The organism is Dactylosporangium sp. NBC_01737, assembly GCF_035963215.1.
GTDB lineage: Bacteria > Actinomycetota > Actinomycetes > Mycobacteriales > Micromonosporaceae > Dactylosporangium.
In genome coordinates this window covers 4,519,534-4,542,136 of record NZ_CP109153.1, presented here as the reverse complement: position 1 = coordinate 4,542,136, position 22,603 = coordinate 4,519,534, and the positions used below count along the sequence as shown (strand labels likewise).

15 protein-coding genes, 1 tRNA gene and 1 pseudogene are annotated in these 22,603 nt (G+C 70.0%); 8 read left to right on the top strand and 9 right to left on the bottom strand.

The window, feature by feature from the left end; translation table 11 throughout:
* Positions 1-121: 121 nt before the first annotated feature.
* Positions 122-691 (top strand): annotated as a pseudogene (gene coaE, locus OHA72_RS20670) (dephospho-CoA kinase); the annotation flags it as partial.
* Positions 692-1,132: 441 nt separating this feature from the next.
* The gene (gene uvrB, locus OHA72_RS20665; RefSeq protein ID WP_327009435.1) at positions 1,133-3,286 is read left to right on the top strand and encodes an excinuclease ABC subunit UvrB; all 2,154 of its coding nucleotides are present in this window, start codon (positions 1,133-1,135) and stop codon (positions 3,284-3,286) included.
* Positions 3,287-4,293: 1,007 nt separating this feature from the next.
* Here uvrB and rpsA read toward each other — a convergent pair.
* On the bottom strand, positions 4,294-5,799 hold the full coding sequence (gene rpsA / locus OHA72_RS20660; RefSeq protein WP_033356766.1) for a 30S ribosomal protein S1: 1,506 nt from the start codon (positions 5,797-5,799) through the stop codon (positions 4,294-4,296).
* 257 nt (positions 5,800-6,056) lie between these two features.
* On the opposite strand from rpsA, the gene OHA72_RS20655 reads away from it, so the two are divergent.
* The gene (locus tag OHA72_RS20655; RefSeq protein ID WP_327009434.1) at positions 6,057-6,866 is read left to right on the top strand and encodes a class I SAM-dependent methyltransferase; all 810 of its coding nucleotides are present in this window, start codon (positions 6,057-6,059) and stop codon (positions 6,864-6,866) included.
* Positions 6,867-7,210: 344 nt separating this feature from the next.
* Here OHA72_RS20655 and polA read toward each other — a convergent pair whose 3' ends face one another.
* Positions 7,211-9,901 carry a DNA polymerase I gene (polA, locus tag OHA72_RS20650; RefSeq protein ID WP_327009433.1) on the bottom strand — a complete coding sequence of 897 codons (2,691 nt, stop codon included), beginning with the start codon at positions 9,899-9,901 and terminating at the stop codon, positions 7,211-7,213.
* A 292-nt stretch (positions 9,902-10,193) separates the two neighbouring features.
* Between polA and OHA72_RS20645 the strand changes: the two genes are divergently transcribed.
* Positions 10,194-11,450 (top strand): ABC transporter substrate-binding protein, encoded by a 1,257-nt coding sequence (locus OHA72_RS20645; RefSeq protein WP_327009432.1) that lies wholly within the window; start codon positions 10,194-10,196, stop codon positions 11,448-11,450.
* Between the two features lie 124 nt (positions 11,451-11,574).
* Here OHA72_RS20645 and OHA72_RS20640 read toward each other — a convergent pair whose 3' ends face one another.
* From OHA72_RS20640 to OHA72_RS20620, 5 genes are all read right to left on the bottom strand, one after another.
* Positions 11,575-12,375 (bottom strand): ABC transporter ATP-binding protein, encoded by an 801-nt coding sequence (locus OHA72_RS20640; RefSeq protein ID WP_327009431.1) that lies wholly within the window; start codon positions 12,373-12,375, stop codon positions 11,575-11,577.
* Positions 12,372-13,361: an ABC transporter ATP-binding protein gene (locus OHA72_RS20635; protein WP_327009430.1), complete on the bottom strand. Its 990-nt coding sequence runs from the start codon at positions 13,359-13,361 to the stop codon at positions 12,372-12,374. The genes OHA72_RS20640 and OHA72_RS20635 overlap by 4 nt, the downstream gene beginning before the upstream one ends.
* Positions 13,351-14,343: a branched-chain amino acid ABC transporter permease gene (locus OHA72_RS20630; RefSeq protein ID WP_327009429.1), complete on the bottom strand. Its 993-nt coding sequence runs from the start codon at positions 14,341-14,343 to the stop codon at positions 13,351-13,353. Before OHA72_RS20630 ends, OHA72_RS20635 begins: the two co-directional genes overlap by 11 nt.
* 10 nt (positions 14,344-14,353) lie before the next feature.
* Positions 14,354-15,634, bottom strand: a complete 1,281-nt coding sequence (locus tag OHA72_RS20625; protein WP_327009428.1) for a branched-chain amino acid ABC transporter permease — start codon at positions 15,632-15,634, stop codon at positions 14,354-14,356.
* A 171-nt stretch (positions 15,635-15,805) separates the two neighbouring features.
* Positions 15,806-16,417 carry an ANTAR domain-containing response regulator gene (locus OHA72_RS20620; protein ID WP_327009427.1) on the bottom strand — a complete coding sequence of 204 codons (612 nt, stop codon included), beginning with the start codon at positions 16,415-16,417 and terminating at the stop codon, positions 15,806-15,808.
* 96 nt (positions 16,418-16,513) lie between these two features.
* On the opposite strand from OHA72_RS20620, the gene OHA72_RS20615 reads away from it, so the two are divergent.
* Positions 16,514-16,587, top strand: a tRNA-Leu gene (locus OHA72_RS20615).
* 37 nt (positions 16,588-16,624) lie between these two features.
* Here the strand turns inward: OHA72_RS20615 and OHA72_RS20610 are convergent.
* Positions 16,625-17,440, bottom strand: a complete 816-nt coding sequence (locus OHA72_RS20610) for a spermidine synthase (RefSeq protein WP_327009426.1) — start codon at positions 17,438-17,440, stop codon at positions 16,625-16,627.
* Between the two features lie 30 nt (positions 17,441-17,470).
* Positions 17,471-18,040, bottom strand: coding sequence for a hypothetical protein (locus OHA72_RS20605; protein WP_327009425.1), 570 nt, complete (start codon positions 18,038-18,040; stop codon positions 17,471-17,473).
* Positions 18,041-18,148: 108 nt separating this feature from the next.
* On the opposite strand from OHA72_RS20605, the gene OHA72_RS20600 reads away from it, so the two are divergent.
* The 3 genes from OHA72_RS20600 (at position 18,149) to OHA72_RS20590 (ending at position 22,511) form a co-directional block, all read left to right on the top strand.
* On the top strand, positions 18,149-19,417 hold the full coding sequence (locus OHA72_RS20600) for a sensor domain-containing phosphodiesterase (protein ID WP_327009424.1): 1,269 nt from the start codon (positions 18,149-18,151) through the stop codon (positions 19,415-19,417).
* 6 nt (positions 19,418-19,423) lie between these two features.
* Complete coding sequence (locus tag OHA72_RS20595) at positions 19,424-20,296, top strand: hypothetical protein (RefSeq protein ID WP_327009423.1); 873 nt, start codon at positions 19,424-19,426, stop codon at positions 20,294-20,296.
* Between the two features lie 157 nt (positions 20,297-20,453).
* The gene (locus OHA72_RS20590; protein ID WP_327009422.1) at positions 20,454-22,511 is read left to right on the top strand and encodes a hypothetical protein; all 2,058 of its coding nucleotides are present in this window, start codon (positions 20,454-20,456) and stop codon (positions 22,509-22,511) included.
* Positions 22,512-22,603 lie beyond the last annotated feature (92 nt).

Here is a 22,603-nt window from a genome sequence, read left to right as displayed (position 1 = left end):
GAAGTATTCCCCGGGACGGACGTTATCTCTACAATTGCCGCTTGTTGCGATCACACGCCGGGAGGTCACCTTTCCGGCGTCCGCTGCGGCGCTGCCCACGGGGCAGTGATGTGATGGCGCGATGAGGATGGTGGGCCTGACCGGTGGCATCGGTGCCGGCAAGAGTGCCGTGGCGGCTCGGCTGGCCGCGCTCGGCGCTGTGATCATCGACGCGGACCGGCTGGCTCGCGAGGTCGTGGAGCCGGGCACGCCCGGGCTGGCCGCGGTCGTCGAGGCGTTCGGCGACGGCGTGCTCACCGCGGACGGCGCGCTCGACCGTGCCGCGATGGCGGCGCGGATCTTCGGCGACGACGCGGCCCGCGCCACCCTCGAGGGCATCGTGCACCCGCTGGTCCGGGCCCGGACCGCCGAGCTGATCGCGGCCGCGCCCGGCGACGCTGTGGTGGTCAACGACGTGCCGCTCATCGTCGAGAAGCAGATGTCCCGCCTGTACGACACGGTGGTCGTCGTCTTCGCCTCTCTCCCGACCCGGCTGGACCGGCTGGTGCGGCTGCGCGGGATGACGCCGCAGGAGGCGGAGGCGAGGATCGCCGCGCAGGCCACCGATGAGCAGCGGCGGGAGGTCGCGGACGTCGCCATCGTCAACGACGGCTCCCCGGAGGATCTTGACACGGCGGTCGCGGCGGCCTGGCCGACGATAGCCGGTACCGCGTGACGCTTCCAGGCTGCCCTGGCGTCCGGCTGCGTGCCCGTTTCCGGGCTGCGTGTCGTTTCCGGGCTGCGTGCCGTTTCCGGGCTGCGTGGTCTCCTGGTTCCTGGTTCCTGGTTCCGGGTTTCCGGGTTTCCGGGTTTGTGACGTTTTCGGGCAAAGGGGCGCTCGCGGCGGCCGGTCGCGCGTGACGCGCGATCCCACCATGGTGCGCTCGCCGGCCGTGACGGGCCGGGGCTGCAACCTGGCGCCGGGAGGGCCGACCGTGTGGTGGCCGGCCTGCTCTCCGGTCGGCCGCCGCGAGCGGCCTACGGCTCTACGTTAGTCCGGTGATCTTCCCCACACAATCGTCATGTTGAATACGATCAACCACCCAGGGCGAGGACCCCGAAAGTTGTCATACCCTCCGCGTACGGTTGGGTCATGGCGCTCGACATCCCCCGCTTGGACAACCGCTTCGAGGTGGTCAGCGAATACGTCCCCTCCGGTGACCAGCCCGCTGCCATCGAGCAGCTGGCGCGTCGCGTGCGGGCCGGCGACCGGCACACGGTGCTGCTGGGCGCGACCGGCACCGGCAAGAGCGCGACGACCGCATGGCTGGTCGAGCGGCTCCAGCGCCCGACGCTGGTGCTCGCGCACAACAAGACCCTGGCCGCGCAGCTGGCCAAGGAGTTCCGCGACCTCATGCCCAACAACGCGGTCGAATACTTCGTCAGCTACTACGACTATTACCAGCCCGAGGCCTACATCCCGCAGACCGACACCTACATCGAGAAGGACTCGTCGGTCAACGAGGAGGTCGAGCGGCTGCGGCACTCCGCGACGATGAGCCTGCTGACCCGCCGCGACGTGATCGTCGTGGCGACCGTGTCCGCGATCTACGGCCTGGGCACGCCGGAGGAGTATCTGGACCGGGCCGCGAAGGTGACCGTCGGCGAGGAGCTCGAGCGGGACAAGCTGCTGCGCCGGCTGGTCGACATCCAGTACACGCGCAACGATCTCGCGTTCAACCGTGGCACATTCCGGGTCCGCGGCGACACGTTGGAGATCATCCCCGCCTATGAGGAGCTCGCGATCCGCATCGAGTTCTTCGGCGACGAGATCGAGCGCCTGTCCTACCTGCACCCGCTGACCGGCGACGAGATCCGCCAGGTCGACCAGCTGATGATCTTCCCGGCGACGCACTACGGCGGTGGCCCCGAGCGCATGGAGCGGGCGATCTCGCAGATCGAGATCGAGCTGGAGGAGCGCCTCGCCGAGCTCGACCGCGAGGGCAAGCTCCTGGAGGCGCAGCGCCTGCGTATGCGCACCACCTATGACATCGAGATGATGCGCCAGGTCGGCTTCTGCAACGGCATCGAGAACTACTCCCGTCACATCGACGGCCGCGAGGCGGGCAGCCCGCCGCACTGCCTGCTCGACTACTTCCCGGACGACTTCCTCACCGTCATCGACGAGTCGCACGCCACGGTCCCGCAGATCGGCGGCATGTATGAGGGCGACGCCTCCCGGAAGCGGACGTTGGTCGAGCACGGGTTCCGGCTGCCCAGCGCCCAGGACAACCGGCCGCTGCGCTTCGACGAGTTCGAGGAGCGGGTCGGCCAGACCGTCTACCTGTCGGCCACCCCGGGCCCGTGGGAGCTGGGCCGCACCCAGGGCGAGTTCGTCGAGCAGGTCATCCGCCCGACCGGCCTCGTCGACCCGCAGGTCGTCCTCAAGCCGACCAAGGGCCAGATCGACGACCTCATGCACGAGATCAACCAGCGGGTCGACCTCGACGAGCGGGTCCTGGTCACGACGCTGACCAAGAAGATGGCCGAGGACCTCACCGACTATCTGCTGGAGCACGGCATCCGCGTGCGCTACCTGCACTCCGAGGTCGACACGCTGCGCCGGGTCGAGCTGCTGCGCGAGCTGCGCCGCGGCGAGTTCGACGTCCTCGTCGGCATCAACCTGCTCCGCGAGGGCCTCGACCTGCCCGAGGTGAGTCTCGTGGCGATCCTCGACGCCGACAAGGAGGGCTTCCTGCGCTCCGGCACCAGCCTCATCCAGACCATCGGCCGCGCCGCGCGTAACGTCTCCGGCCAGGTCCACATGTATGCCGACAAGATGACCCCGTCGATGGCCCTCGCGATCGACGAGACCAACCGCCGGCGCGACAAGCAGATCGCGTACAACACCGCCCGCGGCATCGACCCGCAGCCGCTGCGCAAGAAGCTCGGCGACATCCTCGACGACATCTACCGCGAGGCCGAGGACACCGCCGGCGCCGTCAGCGGCCACGGCCCGGGCGGCGCCATCACCGTCGGCGGCGGCCGCCAGATGAGCCGCGGCAAGTCCCCCGAGAACACCCGCGCCCGCCAGAAGGGCGGCGGCACCAAGGGCTCCGCCGGCGCCGCCACCCCCGCCCGCGCCGGCATGGCCAGAGCCGAGCTCGCCTCCCTCATCCAGGAGCTCAACGACCAGATGCTCGGCGCCGCCCGCGAGCTGCAGTTCGAGCTCGCCGCCCGCCTCCGCGACGAGGTCTCCGACCTGAAGAAGGAACTCCGCGCCATGGACGTAGCCGGCGTCAAGTAACCACACCTACCCGCCCACCCCGTCGCGGACCACCACATCCGTGACCGGCGCCCCCGCCGCCAGTCACGAATCGCCATGTCCGCAACGGGCGCCACCACCAACGCCAGCCGCGGATCACCACATCCACGACCGGCGCTGTCGCCGCCGCCAGTCACGGATCGCCATGTCCGCAACGGGCGCCACCACCAGCACCGGCCGCGGATCGGCGCATCGGCGACCGGCGCCGCAGCCGTCGCGCCAGTCTGCTGCCCCGCACTCGACAACCGCCCGCTCCATCCTGACCGCGTGCCGCTCAGCACCGAACCGAACCCACCACCGACCCGCCCGAGTGCCGAATCACCGTCGCACACAGATCCGGCGACTCGGCCACGCGCGCCACCGCAGCCGCACCGCCGCCGCCCGGCGCCACAGAGGCCCGGCGGCCCAGCAGTCCCCGCCAAGCAAGCCAGCAGTCCCGGCAGGCCAGCAGCCCCGGCAGGCCAGCAGCCCCCGGGGCCCAGCAACCTGGCGGTCCAGCGGCCCCGCAGGCCAGCGGCCCACGGACACGACCCGGCCCCCGCGGCACCGCGGTCCAGCGCCCCCTGGGTCCAACCGCCTGGCGGCTCAACCGCGTGCCGACCTGGCGGCCCGGCGCCGACGTGTCTGGCCGGTCGAATCGGCCGTTGGAGCGCGCAGGCAGGTCGGTGAGGCGCTCCGTCTCTTCCTGGAGCCCAGTAGGCGCACGTCGGCCACGTTTCCCAGAGCCGTGGCGCCATTTCGACCGCACGGCTCGGAACGACGCAGCTCCGATCGCGCCGTTCCGAACGACGCAGTTCCGACCGACGAGATGACCAGTGCTGGCAGGTGGCGACCGCGTTCCGGCCGACGCGGCATCGACGCCGCGCATCGCGGGCCTCAGCGGTGCGGGCCAGATCGTGGGCCGCGAGGGTGTGGGCCGCGGGAGCGTGGCACAAAGAGAGGCCCCGCAGCCGGGTGGCTGCGGGGCCTTTCTTATGTTGTGCGAGCCGTCAGCTCTTGCCGCCGGCCAGCTTCTCGCGCAGGGCGGCCAGGGCCTCGTCCGTTGCGAGGGTGCCTGCCGGCTCCTCCGGGGCGCGGGCCGCGGTCGGGGTCGACGAGGTCACCGGGCCGCTGCTCGTCGAGCCACCTGCCGCGGCTGCGGCGGCGGGCTCGGCGGCGTCGGCCTGGCGGGCCGTCTGCACCTGCTTGGTGTGGGCCTCCCAGCGCTGGCGGGCCTCAGCGTACTGCTGCTCCCACGCCTCACGCTGCTTCTCGAAGCCCGGCATCCACTCGGCGGTCTCCGGGTCGAAGCCCTCCGGGTAGATGTAGTTGCCCTGCTCGTCGTACGTGGCCGACATGCCGTAGAGGGTCGGGTCGAAGTGCTCCTCGCCCTCGACGAAGCCCTCGTTGGCCTGCTTGAGCGAGAGCGAGATCCGGCGACGCTCGAGGTCGATGTCGATGACCTTGACCATGACGTCGGAGCCGACCTGCACGACCTGCTCGGGGATCTCCACGTGGCGCTCGGCCAGCTCGGAGATGTGCACCAGGCCCTCGATGCCGTCGTCGACGCGGACGAACGCGCCGAACGGGACGAGCTTGGTGACCTTGCCCGGGACGATCTGCTGGATCGCGTGGGTGCGGGCGAACTGGCGCCACGGGTCTTCCTGGGTCGCCTTCAGCGACAGGGAGACGCGCTCACGGTCCAGGTCGACGTCGAGCACCTCGACCTCGACCTCCTGGCCGACCTCGACAACCTCGGAGGGGTGGTCGATATGCTTCCAGGACAGCTCGGACACGTGCACCAGGCCGTCGACGCCACCGAGATCGACGAACGCACCGAAGTTGACGATCGAGGACACGACGCCCTTGCGGACCTGGCCCTTCTGCAGCTTGTGCAGGAACTCGGTGCGCACCTCGGACTGGGTCTGCTCGAGGTAGGCCCGGCGGGACAGGACCACGTTGTTGCGGTTCTTGTCCAGCTCGATGATCTTCGCCTCGAGCTCGCGGCCCACGTAGGGCTGCAGGTCGCGGACCCGACGCATCTCGACCAGGGACGCCGGCAGGAAGCCACGGAGTCCGATGTCGAGGATGAGACCACCCTTGACCACCTCGATGACGGAACCGCGGACGATCCCGTCGTCTTCCTTGATCTTCTCGATCGTGCCCCACGCCCGCTCGTACTGCGCGCGCTTCTTCGAGAGGATCAGGCGCCCTTCCTTGTCCTCCTTCTGAAGGACCAGGGCCTCGATGTGGTCACCGACCGACACGACCTCAGCAGGGTCGACATCATGCTTGATCGACAACTCGCGCGAGGGGATGACACCCTCGGTCTTGTAGCCGATGTCGAGCAGGACCTCGTCCCGGTCGACCTTGACGACGGTGCCTTCGACGATGTCGCCGTCGTTGAAGTACTTGATGGTCTCGTCGATCGCGGCGAGGAACGCCTCATCGGACGCGAGTTCGTCGACGACCTTGTTGCTGCTGGCGCTCGAGGTGGCCTCGATGCTGCTCGTCATGTGGGTTGTTGCTCCGGTCGGTGGGTGACTTCGGTGGACCTGCGCTCCCGCGGATCATCGTCGGGCACAACCCGCCTGTCGCAGTGCAGGATCAGTGCATTGGAAGCTCAGGATGTGTCGGACGACCGTGAGCCTGCTCCATGCCGAGGCGCACAACCCACGAGTGCACCGATCAGCCTACCCTGCGCAATACCACATGGTCCAACCCTCCCCCAGACCCGATCCGCCGACTTTTGCGGGGCCTACCGTTGCAGTCCATGGAAACGTCACCAGACGCAGGCGTCACACGACGCGCAGTGAACCCGGCCGAGAGCCGCCGCGCGAGCCGGGGCTGGTGGGACGCTGACGCCGACGCCTACCAGGCCGAACACGGCGCGTTCCTCGGTGACGTCGACTTCGTCTGGTGCCCGGAGGGCCTGCGCGAGGCGGACGCGCGCCTGCTCGGCGACGTCGCCGGCAAGGACGTCCTGGAGATCGGCTGCGGCGCCGCGTCGTGCTCCCGCTGGCTGCGCACGCAGGGCGCGAGGGTCGTGGCCAGCGACCTTTCCGCCGGGATGCTCCGCCACGCGAGCGCCGGAACCATCCGATCGGGCGTACCGGTGCCGCTGCTGCAGGCCGACGCGACCGCCCTGCCGTTCGCCGACGGCGTATTCGACGTCGTGTGCACCGCATTCGGGGCCGTGCCGTTCGTCGCCGACTCGGGACGGGTCATGCGTGAGGTGTTCCGGGTCCTGCGGCCCGGCGGGCGCTGGGCGTTCTCGATCACCCATCCGATGCGCTGGGTGTTCCTCGACGACCCGGGCGAGGGCGGCCTGGTCGCCGTGCACTCGTACTTCGACCGCCGCGCCTACGTCGAGGAGGACGAGGCGCACGTGCCGACCTATGTGGAGCAGCACCGCACCCTCGGTGACCGCATCCGCGAGCTCGTCGCGGCCGGCTTCGTGCTCGACGACCTCATCGAGCCGGAGTGGCCCGAGGACCACAAGGGCACATGGGGGCAGTGGAGCCCGCTGCGCGGCCGGATCTTCCCCGGCACGGCGATCTTCATCGCCACCAAGCCGACCTGAGCAAGCCGGCCTGAGCACCACGACCCGACCCGCGCCGCGCGGCCGGGCGGCGGTGCGGCGATGCGGCCGCGCGGACCGGTGCACCACCGCGCGGCCGCACGGAGCGGTGAACGGCCGCACGGACCGGCGCACAGCCACGCGGAGCGGTGAGCGGTTAGCGGCCACGCGGAGCAGCGCACCGCCACGCGGAGCAGCGCACGGCCACACGGCCCCGCGGAGGGGGCAACGGCCACGCGGAGCAGCGGAGCGGTAAGCGGCCACCCGGACTGGTGCACAGCCGCGCGGCCACCGGCCGCGCACCGCCCGCGGCCGCGGTGCGCGGCCGCGTGGTCGCGGTGCGCGGGTCAGTGGTCGGCGGCGTTCCAGTCGCGGCCGGAGCCGACCGAGACGCCGAGCGGCACGTCGAGCGGATAGGCGGCGCCCATCTGCTCGCGCACCAGCGCCTCGACGGTCTCGTGCTCGCCGGGGGCGACCTCGAAGACCAGCTCGTCGTGGACCTGCAGGAGCATGCGCGAGCGCAGGCCGGCGGCGCGCAGCGCGGCGTCGACGTGGAGCATGGCGACCTTGATGATGTCGGCGGCGGAGCCCTGGATCGGGGCGTTGAGCGCCATCCGCTCGGCCATCTCGCGGCGCTGCCGGTTGTCGCTGTTGAGGTCGGGCAGGTAGCGGCGGCGGCCCAGCACCGTCTCGGTGTAGCCGTCGCGGCGGGCCTGCACGACGATCTGGCGCAGATAGTCGCGGACCCCGCCGAACGTGGCGAAATACTCCTCCATGAGGACCGTGGCCTCGGCGGGGGTGATGCCGAGCTGCGCGGCCAGCCCGTAGGAGGACAGGCCGTAGGCCAGGCCGTAGTTCATCGCCTTGATCTTGCGGCGCTGGTCGGGGACGACCTCGTCGGCGGGGATCGAGAAGACCGAGGACGCGGTGGCGGCGTGGAAGTCGAAGCCGGAGTTGAACGCCTGGATCAGGGCCTCGTCCTTCGACAGGTGGGCCATGATCCGCATCTCGATCTGGCTGTAGTCGGCGGTGAGCAGGGTCTCGAAGCCGTCGCCGACGATGAAGGCGCGGCGGATCTGCCGGCCCTCCTCGGTGCGGATCGGGATGTTCTGCAGGTTGGGGTCGGTGCTGGACAGCCGGCCCGTGGCCGCGACGGTCTGGAAATAGGTGGTGTGGATGCGGCCGTCGTCGCTGATCGACTTGAGCAGGCCGTCGACGGTGGTCTTGAGCTTGGCCACGTCGCGGTGGCGCAGCAGATGCGCCAGCAGCGGGTGCTCGGTCTGCTTGTGCAGATTCTGCAGCGCCTCGGCGTCGGTGGTGTAGCCCGTCTTGATCCGCTTGGTCTTCGGCAGGCTGAGCTCGTTGAACAGGATCTCCTGCAGCTGCTTGGGCGAGCCGAGGTTGAACTCCCGGCCGATCACCTCATAGGCGCCCTGGGCCGCGGCCTTGACGTCGCCGGCGAACTTCGACTCCAGCTCGCTGAGGTAGTCGGAGTCGGCGGCGATGCCGACCCGCTCCATCTCGGCGAGGACCGTGACCAGCGGCAGCTCGACCTCGGCGAGCAGCCGGGCGGAGGAGTCGCCGTCGCGGCGCAGCTCCTCGGCGATCGCCTCGGCGAGGTCGAGGGTGGCGCGGGCGCGGAGCATGAGGTTCTCCTCCGCCTCGCCCGTGTTGCCGCCCAGGCCGTCCAGCGCGAGCTGGCCGTTGTCCGGGGTGTCGACCCGCAGCTCGCGCTTGAGATAGCGCAGGGCCAGGTCGGTGAGCTCATAGGAGCGCTGGTCGGGGCGGGCCAGATACGCCTCGAGGGCGGTGTCGCTGGCGACGCCCCGCAGGTCCCAGCCACGGGCGCCGAAGGCCAGCCGGGCGGGTTTCACGTCGTGCAGGACCTTGAGCCGGTCGTCGGCGGCGAGCCACTCCCCCACGGCCGCGTCGTCGGCGGCGTCGAGCTCGGTCGGGTCGAACCAGGCGGCCGGGCCGCCCGCGACCGCGAGACCGATGCCGGTGACCTCGCCGGTGCCGCGGCCGAACTTGCCGGCGACGGCGACGCCGACGCGGGTGCCGGCCGGCGCGTGCTCGGTGAGCCAGGCGCCGACGCCCTCGCGCAGGACGCTGCCGGCCAGGTCGAAGCCGCTCTCGGCCTCCGGCTCGACGGCGTCGAGATACTGGTAGAGCCGGTCGCGCAGGATCCGGAACTCCAGGGCGTCGAAGACCTGGTGGACCGCCTCGCGGTCCCAGCCGCGCCAGTGCAGCTCGCCGGGGGTGATCGGCAGGTCCAGGTCGTCGACCAGGCCGTTGAGCTCATAGTTGCGCATGACGTCGGCGAGGTGGGCACGCACGCTCTCGCCGGCCTTGCCCTTGATCTCGTCGACCCGGGCGATGATCCCGTCGAGGTCGCCGAACTGCAGGATCCACTTGGCGGCGGTCTTGTCGCCCACGCCGGGGACGCCGGAGAGGTTGTCGCTGTCCTCGCCGACGAGGGCGGCCTTCGCCCGGTAGAGCGACGGCGGGATGCCATAGCGCTCCTCGACCTTGGCGGGCGTCATTCGGTCCATCTCGGAGACGCCGCGCTTGAGATAGAGCACCGTCACCAGGTCGGTGACCAGCTGGAACGCATCGCGGTCGCCGGTGATGATCGAGGTCGGGATGCCCTCCGCGACGGCCTCGCGGGCGAGCGTGGCGATCACGTCGTCGGCCTCATAACCCGGTTTCTCGATGAAGGGGATCCGCAGCGCGTTGAGGACCTCCTTGATCAGGTCGAGCTGGCCGGAGAACTCCGGCCGGGTCGTGGACCGGTTGGCCTTGTATTCCGCATACTTCTCCAGGCGGAACGTCTGACGTGACACATCGAAGGCGACCGCCACATGCGTGGGCTTCTCGTCCCGCAGCATGTTGATCAGCATCGACGTGAAGCCGAAGACGGCGTTGGTCACCTGCCCCGTCTTGGTGGAGAAGTTCTCCACCGGGAGGGCGAAGAACGCCCGGTAGGCGAGGGAGTGCCCGTCGAGCAGCAGGAGCCTGGTGTCTGTTGAACCCGTCACACTGGCGAGCCTAGTCCGGGGGTATGACACTTCCCGGCACAGACCCCGCGGTGATCACCGGGGGATCGCGCGAGCATCTCACAGAGGAACCTTCGGCGGACCCCACACAGTGACGCGACAAAGTGATTCCCGCGACGGTTGCGAACAGGAAGATTACGACTGCGCAACTTCCTAGGGCGTGTTGCCCCGAAGCCCTAGTGCCAGCCCAGGAGTTTCATTAGGTTCTGCCTTCATCAGCGTCTTGGCATCTAGGCGCAACCACGCCTACCGCGCTGTAAAAAGGAGACAGGTGATGATCCGCCCCAACCTCGCATGGCGCTCGGTCGCCGTGCTGAGCGCTGCCGTCCTGGCACTCAGTGCATGTGGTGACGATGCAGATAGCCCCAGCACGAGCGCGACCACCGGTGGTGCCGCCCCCGGTGACGGCGTGCTCAAGATCGGCACGATCCTGCCGCAGACCGGTTCGCTGGCCTTCCTCGGCCCCCCGGAGTTCGCCGGCGTCGACGTCGCGATCAAGGAGATCAACGCCAACGGTGGTGTCCTGGGCAAGCCCGTCACGATCCAGCACATGGACTCGGGCGACACCTCCACGGACATCGCCACCCAGTCCGTGAACAAGCTGCTCACCGACAAGACCGATGTCATCATCGGTGCTGCCTCGTCGTCCGTCTCGCTGTCCGTGATCGACAAGATCACCGGCGCGGGCGTGGTTCAGATCTCGCCGGCCAACACGTCGACGGCCCTGACCACCTACAACGACAAGGGCCTCTACTTCCGGACCGCTCCGCCGGACACGCTGCAGGGCCGCGTCCTCGGTGACCTGATCGTCGCCGACGGCAACCAGTCCACCGGCATGCTGGTCCTCAACGACTCCTACGGCACCGGCCTCGCCGAGAACGCCAAGGCGGAGATCGAGAGCGGCGGCGGCAAGGTCGCCGTGTCGGTGACCTACGACCCGAAGGCCGCGGACTTCTCGGCCGACGTCGCGAAGATCAAGGCGGCCAACCCGGACGCCATCGCCATCATCGGCTTCGACGAGACCAAGAAGATCGTCCCCAAGCTGATCGAGGCCGGCCTCAAGAGCAAGAAGTGGTACTTCGTGGACGGCAACATCGCCGACTACTCGAAGGACTTCGCTCCCGGCACGCTGAAGGGCTTCAAGGGCACCCAGCCCGGCGCCGCGACCAAGGACGACTTCAAGAAGCGGGCCCTTGAGATCAACAAGGACCTGAAGGACTGGAACTACGCCGTCGAGTCCTACGACGCCACCATGCTCGCGGCCCTCGCGGCCATCGAGGCCGGCAGCGACAACCCGGGCGAGATCGCGAAGCACCTGGGCACCGTGTCCAAGGGCGGCGAGAAGTGCACGGACTTCAAGTCCTGCGCCGACCTGCTCAAGGCCAAGAAGGACATCGACTACGACGGCCTGAGCGGCCCGATCTCCTTCAACGACGCCGGCGACCCGGCCGAGGCCACCATCGGTGTCTACACCTACGACGAGAACAACAAGCTCACGTCGGACGTGAAGTACCAGACCGGCAAGATCTGATCTGAATAACGAAAAGGGCCTCACCGCTACGGCGGTGGGGCCCTTTTCCATGCCCGGGAACAAACGGGGGAACAAAAAAATCCCGCGCCCCGAAGTCGGGGCGCGGGATTGAAAAAACGATGGTTCAGGCGCGGGCCAGCGTGCCCAGGTACAACTCGATGACCCTCGGGTCGTTGATGAGGTCCTGTCCCGAGGCGGTGTAGGCGTTGCGGCCCTGATCGAGCACGTAACCCCGGTCGCAGATCTGCAGGCACCGGCGGGCGTTCTGCTCGACCATCACGACCGTCACACCGGTCGAGTTGATCTGCTTGGTCCGGAAGAACACCTCGTCCTGCAGCGCCGGCGAGAGACCCGCTGAGGGCTCGTCGAGCAGCAGCACGGTGGGCTCCATCATGAGCGCCCGGGCCATGGCGACCATCTGCCGCTCACCGCCGGACATGAGCCCGGCCCGCTGCTTGCGCCGCTCGGCCAGGGTCGGGAACAGCTGGGTCACGAAGTCGAAGCGCTCCTTGTAGCGCTTCGGCTTCAGGAACGTGCCCATCTGCAGGTTCTCTTCGATGGTCAGCGCCGCGAACACGTTGTTGTTCTGGGGAACGAAGCCGATGCCCCGCTCCACCAGGCCGTGCGCCTTGAGGTTGGTGATGTTCTCCCCGCGCAGGGTCACCTGACCCGAGCGGATGTTGACCAGGCCGAACATGGCTTTCAGGAGGGTCGACTTGCCGGCGCCGTTGGGGCCGATGATGCCCACGAGCTCGCCGTCGTGCACGTACAGGTCGGCGCCGTTGAGGATGTTGACGCCCGGCAGGTAGCCCGCGACGACGTCGTCGGCCCGCAGGACCGCCCCGTCGGCGTGCGCCAGGTGGTCGCCGCGGTCGACGATCTCGTTGCCGGTGGCCGCGGCGTCGTCCTCGATCGGATCGGTCATGCCGGCCCCCTCTTCGTGTCGTCGGAAGGATCATCCTGCGAGAGCTCGTCGACTGCACCGATCAGTGTCACGCCGTCGGTCTCCTGCAGGTCCCCGGCGTCGATCTCCTCGCCGCCGACGGTCTTGACCGCGCCGTCGTGGTGCGCGCCCAGGTAGGCGTCGATCACCCGAGGGTCGGCCATGACCTTGTCAGGGGTGCCCTCGGCGATGACGCCGCCCTGCCCCATGACGATGATCCAGTCGCTGATGTCGTGGACCATGTCCATGTCGTGCTCGACGAACAGCACGGTCATGCCGTCCTCGCGCAGCTGCTTGACGTGGCCGAGCAGCGACTGCGTCAGCGCCGGGTTGACCCCGGCCATCGGCTCGTCGAGCATCACCATCTCCGGCTGGACCATCAGGGCCCGGGCCATCTCCAGGAGCTTGCGCTGGCCGCCGGAGAGGCTGCCGGCGAAGTCGTCCCGCTTGGCGATGAGCTTGAACCGCGTCAGCAGGTCCTCGGCGCGGGCGGTGATCTCGGCTTCCTGCTGCTTCCAGGAACCGGGCAGCAGCGCGCGCCAGAAGGTCTCGCCGCGCTGCCCGGTGGCGCCGAGCCGCATGTTGTCGATGACCTTGAGCTTGGACAGGGCCTTGGTGAGCTGGAAGGTGCGCACCATGCCGGACCGCGCGACCTTGTGCGCGGCCACCCCGGACAGCGACTTGCCGTTGAACGTCCAGCTGCCCTCGTCCGGCACGTCGAAGCCGGTGAGCAGGTTGAAGAACGTCGTCTTGCCGGCGCCGTTGGGGCCGATCAGTGCCGTGATGGAGCCGCGCTGGATCTCCACGTGCTTGACGTCGACCGCGGTGAGGCCGCCGAAGCGGCGGATCACGTTGTCGGCGACGAGGATCGGGTCCGGCTTCGGGACGCCGGGCTCGCACGGCAGGCCGGCCAGGGCCTGCACGGCTCGCGTCCGGGCGGCCCGGTCGGACTTCTTCTCAACGTCCATCGAGCATGACCTCCCTCTTGTCGCCGAAGATGCCCTGCGGCCGGTAGATCAGCAGCAGGATGAGGCCGAGGCCTACCAGGATGTACCGGACGGAGCCGGCCTGCGAGGTGGTCATGAACCACTCCGGGAAGACCTTGTTGTTGGACGCCTCGCTCAGGGTCGAGTCGATGAAGACCAGCAGGACCCAGAAGATCATCGAGCCGACGACCGGGCCGAAGACCCGGGCCGCGCCACCGAGGATCACGATGGTGTACGCGAAGAAGGTGAACTCCGTGCCGTACGTGTCCGGCTGGACCGCGGCGCGGTCGAGGGCGAACACGAAACCGCCGAGGCTGCCGATGACGCCGCCGAGGACCAGCGACTGCATCTTGTAGGAGAACACGTTCTTGCCGAGGCTGCGCACGGCGTCCTCGTCCTCACGGATCGCCTTCAGGACCCGGCCCCAGGGGCTGCTCATGAGCAGGTAGACCACGAGGCAGCTGATCAGCACCAGGGTCCAGCCGACGAGCATGACCCACAGCTCGCGCGGCGTGAAGTTGATGACCCAGAACTCGACGCCGTCACCCGAGAACGGGTTGAGGTCGTAGAAGTCCTGCGAGAAGCTCTGCAGGCCGTCCGAGGCACCGGTCCACTTGCGCAGGTCGGTGGCGCGGTAGAACAGCCGGATGATCTCGGCCGCGGCGATCGTGACGATGGCCAGATAGTCCGCGCGCAGGCGCAGCGTCGGGATACCGAGCAGCAGCGCGAGGACCACCGCCGCCAGCAGACCGATCCCGATGCCGAGCCACAGCGGCAGGCCGAAGGTGGCCACGGTGATCGCGATGCCGTAGGCACCGACGCCGAGGAAGGCGGACTGGCCGAAGTTGAGCAGGCCAGTGTAGCCGAAGTGGACGTTGAGGCCGATGGCCGCGAGGGCGTAGGCAATAGTCGTGGAACCGACGATCGATTCCAGCGACACGCTGAAGATGCTGTCCCAGTTCATCGTCGTCCCCTCAGCCGATCCGGGCCCGGCGGCCGAGGATGCCCTGCGGCCGGAAGAGCAGGATCACGATCAGCACCGCGAGGGCGCCCACAGACTTCAACTCGGTCGGGATCCACAGCGTGGAGATCTGGATGAACAACCCGATGACGAGGCTGCCGATCAGCGCGCCCCAGGCCGTGCCGAAGCCGCCGAGGGTCACCGCGGCGAAGATGAGCAGCAGGATCTGGAAGCCCATCTGGTAGCCGACGCCCTGGAAGGCGCCGAGGATCACGCCGCTGAGCGCGGCGAGGCCACCGCCGATCGTCCACACGAGGCGGATGATGCGGTCGACGTTGATGCCGGACGCGGCCGCGAGGGCCGGGTTGTCGGCGACCGCGCGGGTCGCCTTGCCCAGCCGGGTGCCGACCAGCGCGAAGGACACCGCGGCGAGGACGACGATGGCGACCCCGTCGGCGATCAGGTTCTTCGGCGCGATCAGGAACGGTCCGTACTGCACGCCCGCCTGGGCGTTGTAGTCGGCGAAGTTGCGCGACTCGCCGCCGAAGAAGTACAGGAAGACGTAGCGCACCAGCAGCGACAGGCCGATCGAGATGATCATCATGGTCACGAGGTTGGTGCGGCGCTTGCGCAGCCAGCCCCAGAACGCGCGGTCCTGGAAGTAGCCCAGCGCGGCGCCGATCGCGACCGAGATCACGCCGGCGAGCACCAGCGGCATCCCGATCGTGACGTTGAACAGGAACGTGACGAGACCACCGAGGGTGACCATCTCGCCGTGGGCGAAGTTGGTCAGACCGGTGGTGCCGAAGATCAACGAGATGCCGAGCGCCGCGAGCGCGATGATCAGCGAGAAGTGCAGGCCGGAGTACAGCAGGTCGGCGAAGCGGTCGAACGACGAACCCCCGCCCGAGTCGCTCGTCCCCGGCTGGTTGCCGCCCGTGCTGGTGCCGGCCGCGCCGAGCGGGAACAGCACGTTACGCGCCTGTCCCTCCGCCACGGTCGGGGTCAGGACGGGCCGGTTGTTGGTGAGCCCGACACCGGAGGGCAGCGACGTCAGATCGAGTTCCACCTTGTAGGTGCCCGGACCGGTTACCGGAATACTCCACTTGCCCTGCTCGTCGGATGTGTCCTCACCGGCGGGCGCGCCGTCCTGGGTGAACGCTTTGATCTTGACACCGGCGACCGGAGCGCCGCTGTTGGTCAACGTCCCCTGCAGTGCTTCCCCTTCGGCCCACGCGCTCGTGGCGCCAAGACCGAAGGACAGCATCAGGCAGGCCAGGAAGGCCGTGAGCATGATCACGGCTCTACGCAATGGTGCTCCTCGAATAACTGATGGCGGCAATCCGTCCCGACCCTCGGGACTGGCGGATCATAGCCCGCGCCACAAGCCAATTGCGGGCTGTTACCAAGCCGTTATTCGCCCTTGAGCGCCACATGCCCAAACGTGCCGTGCGCAGGTAAAAGGTCAGGACTCCGGGGTTACGGGGCTGTTACCACCGGCCGTTTCCGCGATGATCCGATCAGCCACTTCGCGCATGGTCATTCGATGGTCCATCGCGGTGCGCTGAATCCATTTGAACGCCTGCGGCTCGTTCATCGCGTAGGTCGCCATCAGCTGGCCCTTGGCCCGCTCGACGACCTTGCGGGTCTCGAGCCGGTCGGTCAGCGTGGCGACCTCCTCCTCGAGCACCGCCAGCTCCGCGAAGCGCGACACCGCGATCTCCACGGCCGGCACCAGGTCGCTCTTCTGGAACGGCTTCACCAGGTAGGCCATGGCGCCCGCGGCGCGGGCGCGCTCGACCAGGTCACGCTGGCTGAACGCGGTGAGGATGACGACCGGCGCGAGGCGGGCGCCGGCGATCTTCTCCGCGGCGGCCAGCCCATCCATGATCGGCATCTTGATGTCCATGATGACGAGGTCGGGCTTGAGCTCCTCAGCGAGACGGACGGCGGTCTCGCCGTCGCCGGCCTCGCCGACCACGTCGTAGCCCTCCTCGACGAGCATCTCGCGCAGGTCGAGGCGGATGAGCGCCTCGTCTTCCGCGATGAGCACCCGGCGGCTCTGTGCCTCGGCCACGCGCAACTCCCGATCCGACTCGACTGGACAGACTGATACGACTGACGGCGGTTACCGACGCGATCAGACTAGTGGGTACCCTGGTGCGGCGTACTCGTCCCGGTATCCCAATCGGCAGAGGAACGGAGCTCAAACCTCCGACAGTGTGGGTTCGAATCCCACCCGGGGCACGCACGATTCACCCATTACGGCATCAGTGCGCCACCGCTAGGGCAGCACCACGGGCTCCGCCCCGGCGGTCAGCAGGTCCAGTCCGGCGCCGCTGACGACCTGCGCGGGCTGGCGGTCCCGCCCGAGGATCGCGGCCAGGCGGCCGACAGGCAGCCGGTCGGCGGCCTTCCCCGCCGCAAAAACCACGTTGCCGAAGCGGCGGCCCCGCAGGAGTTCCGGGCGCACCAGCAGGCACAGGTCGTCGAAGGCGGTGCGCAGCGTGGCCGCCTGCCCCCGGGAGAACGCCAGCGGCGCGAGGTCCGCGACGTTGACCGCGTAGATCCCCTCGGGGCGCAGGATCCGGGCCACCTCGGCGGCGAACGTGACGTCCGACACGCTTTCTGGCATCTGGGCGGCGTCGTACACGTCACCGATGACGAGGTCGTAGGACGAAGCCGGAATGTCGGACACGACCTGCCGGGCGTCGCCGAACACGAACGAGATGCCGGTCGCGTCGGCGAACGGCACGACCCGCTGCACGAACTCGGCCAGCTGCCGGTCCCGCTCGACGATGACCTGCGTGGAGCCGGGCCTGGTCGCGGCGACGTAGCGCGGCATCGTGAAGGCGCCGCCGCCGAGGTGCAGCACCTCCAGGGGCGCCCCGGCGGGCGCCATGGTGTCCACCACGGCGGCGATGCGCCTGGCGTACTCGAAGCTGAGGTAGGTCGGGTCGGCGACGTCGACGTAGGACTGCTGGACCTCCTCGAAGAGCAGCGTCCAGCCACCCTTGCGGCGGGGGTCTCGCACCAGCCTGGCGTTGCCGAACTCGGTGCGCTCGCCGATCCCGTCGATGATCTCCCGCCACGTCCCCATCTAGAACCTGCCCGTCCGGAACGCGCCCATTTACGCGGGTGCCTCGTCCACGAGCTCCACGGGCGGCCCGTCGCCGTAGCGGGCGGCGAACAGCGGCCTGGCCTTGTCGACCTCCTGGGTGCCGACGACCACCACCCCGCGCACGAAGTCCGAGGACACGCTGTTGACGTGCACGCCCTGCTCGCTCCAGTACACGTTGTCGTCGCTGACCTGCTGGTAGCGCTTCGCCAGCTCGGCCGCGGAGAACCGCGCGTCACGCACGATCACGCACGACGCGGCGAACGTCGAGGTGACCCACGTGTCGAACTCGGCCGACGGCTTGCGGTAGACCTCCACGCCCTCGTCGCCGACGCGGGCACCGGCGAACACGGCGGCGAAGTCGGCCTCGCCCCGGGCGCCGATCTGCCCGGTCACGTCCACCGGGTCGGCCGCGGCCGAAGCAGCCGGCGCGGACGCACCGCAGCCGGCGGTCCGCAGCCCGGCACCCGGCGCGCCGGAGGCGCTCGACGAGGCGGATGTGGACGGGTCGACCTCCGTGCACGCCGTCAGACCGCACGCCGTCAGACCCAGGAGCAGTGTCACCACCAGTACACGTCGCATCGGCGCCCAACCTACCGGAGCGACCCCACCCCCCGCCAAACCGGCGATTACTCTCAGTTTCGGGCAAACAACCCTCAGTTCCGGTCCGGCCGGGCCGAGATGAAGGGCATGGACGGCACCACCATCATCCGCGGCATCGACGACGTCATCGATGCGCGGGCCGTCACCACCGTGTTCCAGCCGATCGTGCGGCTCGACTCGTGGCGCCGCCACCGGCCCGAGGTCGTCGGCTACGAGGCCCTCGCCCGCGGCCCCGCCGGCACGCCGTGGGAGGCGCCGCTGGAGCTGTTCGCCGCCGCCGGCCGGGCCGGACGCCTCGCCGAGCTCGACTGGGTCTGCCGCGCCGCCGCGTACCGGGCCGCGATCGACGCCGGGTTCCCCCTCGGCCTGACCCTGTTCGTCAACGCCGAACCCGCCGCCCTCGGCGTGCCGTGCCCGGCGGATCTCGCCCCGACCATCCTCGACGCGCAGCTGCGGCTGCGGGTCGTCGTCGAGATGACCGAACGGGCCATCACCGACGACCCGGCGGCCCTGCTCACCGCCGCCGAGGCGTGCCGCGGCTCCGGTTGGGGCGTCGCCCTGGACGACGTCGGCACCGAACCCGCGTCCCTCGCGGTCATGCCGTTCGTGCACCCCGACGTGGTCAAGGTCGACCGGCACCTGACGCAGCAGCCCGGAGGCGCCTACGCCGCACGGGTCGTCAACGCGATCGTCGCGTACGCCGAACGGACCGGCGCCGCGGTCCTCGCCGAGGGCGTCGAGACCCGCGAGCACGTCGCGGCCGCGCTCGGCATGGGCGCGACCCTCGGGCAGGGCTGGCTGTTCGGCCGGCCGGGCCCGCTGCCGGCGGGCGTCGCCGAGCGCAGCGCGACGCTGCCCGTGCCGTTCGTCGCCCCGCCGGCCGGCACGGGGACGCGGACGCCGTACGAGATCGTCGCCGGCCGCCGCCCGACGGCCGAGGCGACGAAACGGATGCTCATGCCGCTGAGCCGGTACCTGGAGGAGAAGGCCCTCGACCCGGCCGAGCCACCGATCCTGCTCGGCTGCTTCCAGGAGGCGCGGTTCCTGACCGCGGCGACCGCCCGCCGGTACGCGACGGTGGCGCAGACCGCCGCCCTGGTCACCGCCCTCGGCACGGAGGTGCCGAGCCGGCCGGTGCCGGGGGTCAGGGGCGCCGCGATCGCCGGTGACGACCCGCTGCGCGGCGAGTGGAACGTGGTGGTGGTCGGGCCGCACTTCGCCGGCGCCCTGGTCGCGCGTGACCTCGCCGACGACGGCCCCGACGCCGACCGGCGCTTCACCTACGCCCTCACGTACGACCGGGACCTGGTCCTGGAGGCGGCCCGTGCGCTGCTGCACTGGATCGTGCCAACATAGGCGGCTATGAAGCGATTGGCGCTCGTCATGGTGGTCGCCCTGCTCGCCGGCGGCACGGGCTGCTCCAGCCCCGACGGCAAGGCGCAGGACAGCCCGGTCAAGCTGCGGGTCGAGCTGACCCAGGGCCGGGTCGACGAGGTCCGGCACACGGTGCAGATCTCCATGCACAACGACGGGCCCGCGAAGGTCACCGTCGAGCGCGTCGAGCTGCAGGCGCCGTCGTTCAAGGGCGTCGGGCCGGTCCAGGTCGACGCCCCGCTGCCCGTCGGCGGCCTGCGCGTGGACGTGCCGGTCTCCTACGGCACCGGCGTCTGCCAGGGTGACGAGCTCAAGCCGCGCAGCGCCGCCTCGCACGTCGCGTTCGCCGTGCGCACCGAGGACGGCAAACTGCACGACCTGCGGCTGCCGCTGCCCGACCCCGACCCGATGCTCGACAAGCTGCTCGCCATCGACTGCCAGCAGGCGTACCTGGACCGGCAGGTGACCCTGACGTTCGGCCCGTGGACCCACCTGCCCAGTGGCTGGCTCAACGGCACCGTGGTGCTCAAGCGGGTCGGGTACACCGGGACCGTGACGCTGCAGGAGTTCGTCGGCAGCATCCTGCTGGAGGTCCTGCCGCTGCCGGCCCGCGAGCAGACGCCGAAGCCGTACGCCGTGCTGCAGCCCGGGCAGAACGAGGTCATCGTCCCGGTCGTGGTCGACGGCGAACGCTGCACCCCGCACGCCCTCGCGGAGATCAAGAAGCCGTACGTGTTCCCCGCCTGGCTCAGCCTCGACGGCGGCCCGCCGCTGTACACGGAACTGAAGATCACGGATGCGGAGCGTGACGCGTTCAAGCCCGTGATCGACGCCTGCGCAGCCAACCGCACCGAGATGTAGCTGTCACCAGCTCCGCGGGCTGACGCCCACGGCCCTGTGAGGGGCTGCGCCACCCCACACCCCCCATGCGACGCTGCGCGCCGCACTCGAACTCTCTTTTTTAAGGCAGACTTAGGCCAGTTGCGATGGGGTACGGCGGGTGCCATGCTCCAGAGCCATGTCCGAGGTCGGTGAACGCGTTCGCGCTGCGTTACCCGCGGTCGCGCTGCTGACGCTCGCCACCGCGGCCGTTCTCGGGCTGTCCACACTGCTGGGGATCGCCCCGGCGCCGCCGGTCTGGCAGGTCGTGCTCACGCTCGTGGCGGGGCTGCTGCTCGGCGTCGCCGCCACCGACCAGGTCCGCGCCGCGCTCACGGACTGGCAGGGCGCCACCGCCGCCGAGGCCGGCACCCACCGCCGCACCCGCCGCGGCGGCGCGGCCCACGAGCCGGCCGTACCACTGGAGAAACCGCTCGAAAAGCCGGCCAGGCCGCGCCCGCAACGCCCCTCGTGGCCGCGGATCGGGATCATCGCGCTGATCGTCGCCGCGCTGGTGGCCCTGCTGTGGGTGCCGCAGGTGCCGGTGCACGGCGTCGCGACGGCGATCTTCACGTTCGTGTTCGGCTACGCCGCCTACGCGCTGCCGGTCCTGCCCCTGCTGCTGCTGTGGCCCCTGCCGCGGCTGCCCCGCGCGACCTGGCCGTGGCAGCTGCCGCTGGTGCCGTTCGTCGACCGGCGGCTGTGGACCGGCGCCGAGCTGCGGACCCTCGCCGTCGCCACCGGCCACTACCTGCGCGAGCGGGTCCTCACCCGCGCGACCGGCATCGCCCTGGCCGCCCTCGGCCTGCTGCACCTGGTCCGCGGCAACCCGAGCCTGCTGGACGGCGGCACCTCCCGCGCCGGGGGCCTGATCGGCTGGCTGCTCGCCGAGCCGCTGGGCCTGATCTTCGCCACCGGCGGCGCGATCGGCGTGCTCGGCGGCATCCTGGTCGGCGCGGCCGCGGTCATCGCGGCGTCGGTCGGCCGGGCCTGGGGCACCGCCGCCGGATACTCGGTGCTCGCCGTCGCCGTCGCCGTGCCGCTGCTCGGCATCGGCGCCGGGCACTGGCTGGGCTTCGAGTACTACCTGCGCACCGAGCAGGGCAAGGTGGTCGTGGTCGCGGGCCTGTCCCCCACGCACCGGCAGGCGGTCCACGACACGGCCGTCCCCGTCGACGGGCTGTCGCCGTCGCTGCTGGCGCTGCTGGACAAGGGGCTGCAGGTCACCGGCAACGACGACGGCGACCGGATCGCGAAGGCCCTGGCCGACCCGTCGCAGGCGGCCGCCGACATCTTCGTCGGCGACCAGTTCGAGCTCAAGGCCGGCGAGTGCTTCGACTGGATCGGCGGGTCGTCGCAGCTGCGGTACGTGACGCCGTGCAACGCCGCGCACATCGGCGAGGTCACCTACGTCGGGCACCTGCCGTTCCTCGACGACCCGGGCCGCGACGCCGTCGACGCGGCCGCGAAGGCCGTCTGCGAGCAGTCCTACGGCGCGTACCTCGGCGTGCCGTACGGCCAGTCGTTCCTGCCCCTGGAGAAGCCGATGCTGCCGCCGGGCTGGACGGCGCGGCCGGTCATCGCGTGCTCCGTCGGCGCGGTCGGGCCGTGGACGCTGAAGGGCACCAAGACGGTCGCCGCGCTGCAGCAGAAGGTGCCGTGGGGCGCCGCGACCGGCTGCAAGGTCGAGGTGCCGGACGCGCTGCGGATCACCGCGGAGCAGCCCAACACCCGCTGCGTCGCGCCGGGCCCCGAGCAGCGCCTGGCGGTGCAGGGCGGCGGCTTCGCGATGGACCTGGAGTTCGCCGCGATCGGCAAGACCGCCGGCGGCGCCAAGATCGGCGCGGCCTGCCTCGACGGCGCCGACCTGGGCAACGGCTACACGTTCGAGGTCGGCGCCGACGGCGTCATCCAGATCGACAAGCTCGTCGGCGGGCAGCCGACGAAGCTGGCCGCGTCGGCGAAGCCGAAGAACGCCGGGCCGCCGACGACCGCCTCGACCCCGCTGCAGGTCACCTGCAAGCCGACCGCCGACGGCGGGATGGAGCTGACCGCCTTCTCGACCGGCAACCGCAAGGCGACCGCGATCGACAAGACCAACCCGGTGACCCGCCTGTCACCGCGGCTGATGCTGTCCAACGCGGGCGCCGGCGGCGTCGTCATGACCGCGATGATCTTCAACGCGACCCGCGTCTGAGCCCTGCCCGCCTGTTTCTCGACACTGACGACCACCGAGTTCGAGCCGCAGGCACGCGACGGAGACCCCGGCCACCTGCTCCCTGACCGGCC

Excerpts from the sequence above, each read along its gene's own strand:
- OHA72_RS20605 (WP_327009425.1), bottom strand. The coding sequence starts at position 18,040 with ATGCGACGTGTACTGGTGGTGACACTGCTCCTGGGTCTGACGGCGTGC.
- OHA72_RS20610 (WP_327009426.1), bottom strand. The coding sequence starts at position 17,440 with ATGGGGACGTGGCGGGAGATCATCGACGGGATCGGCGAGCGCACCGAG.
- OHA72_RS20600 (WP_327009424.1), top strand. The coding sequence starts at position 18,149 with ATGGACGGCACCACCATCATCCGCGGCATCGACGACGTCATCGATGCG.
- OHA72_RS20655 (WP_327009434.1), top strand. The coding sequence starts at position 6,057 with ATGGAAACGTCACCAGACGCAGGCGTCACACGACGCGCAGTGAACCCG.
- rpsA (WP_033356766.1), bottom strand. The coding sequence starts at position 5,799 with ATGACGAGCAGCATCGAGGCCACCTCGAGCGCCAGCAGCAACAAGGTC.
- OHA72_RS20640 (WP_327009431.1), bottom strand. The coding sequence starts at position 12,375 with ATGACCGATCCGATCGAGGACGACGCCGCGGCCACCGGCAACGAGATC.
- OHA72_RS20595 (WP_327009423.1), top strand. The coding sequence starts at position 19,424 with ATGAAGCGATTGGCGCTCGTCATGGTGGTCGCCCTGCTCGCCGGCGGC.
- OHA72_RS20645 (WP_327009432.1), top strand. The coding sequence starts at position 10,194 with ATGATCCGCCCCAACCTCGCATGGCGCTCGGTCGCCGTGCTGAGCGCT.
- OHA72_RS20635 (WP_327009430.1), bottom strand. The coding sequence starts at position 13,361 with ATGGACGTTGAGAAGAAGTCCGACCGGGCCGCCCGGACGCGAGCCGTG.
- uvrB (WP_327009435.1), top strand. The coding sequence starts at position 1,133 with ATGGCGCTCGACATCCCCCGCTTGGACAACCGCTTCGAGGTGGTCAGC.
- OHA72_RS20590 (WP_327009422.1), top strand. The coding sequence starts at position 20,454 with ATGTCCGAGGTCGGTGAACGCGTTCGCGCTGCGTTACCCGCGGTCGCG.
- OHA72_RS20625 (WP_327009428.1), bottom strand. The coding sequence starts at position 15,634 with ATGCTCACGGCCTTCCTGGCCTGCCTGATGCTGTCCTTCGGTCTTGGC.
- OHA72_RS20630 (WP_327009429.1), bottom strand. The coding sequence starts at position 14,343 with ATGAACTGGGACAGCATCTTCAGCGTGTCGCTGGAATCGATCGTCGGT.